This window comes from Pseudomonas sp. IT-P12, from assembly GCF_949767465.1.
Taxonomy (GTDB): domain Bacteria; phylum Pseudomonadota; class Gammaproteobacteria; order Pseudomonadales; family Pseudomonadaceae; genus Aquipseudomonas.
Map to the genome: position 1 here is coordinate 1 of NZ_CATKPY010000019.1, position 244 is coordinate 244.

2 tRNA genes are annotated in these 244 nt (G+C 54.5%); both read right to left on the reverse strand.

The annotated features are described in order from the left end of the window. Window positions 1-43: 43 nt before the first annotated feature. Window positions 44-119: transfer RNA gene (locus tag ACM6IM_RS08650), tRNA-Ala, on the reverse strand. 30 nt (window positions 120-149) lie between these two features. Then, window positions 150-226, reverse strand: a tRNA-Ile gene (locus tag ACM6IM_RS08655). Window positions 227-244 lie beyond the last annotated feature (18 nt).

Sequence of the window (244 nt, forward strand, 5' to 3'; positions counted from 1 at the left end):
TCGATGGAATGCTCATTTCTAAGCTTTACTTCAGAAGCAGTAGTGGTGGAGCCAAGCGGGATCGAACCGCTGACCTCCTGCGTGCAAGGCAGGCGCTCTCCCAGCTGAGCTATGGCCCCGTATTTCTACAGGCGTTTCCCACACAAAATTGGTGGGTCTGGGCAGATTCGAACTGCCGACCTCACCCTTATCAGGGGTGCGCTCTAACCAACTGAGCTACAGACCCAATTTCGGGCTGCTTCTT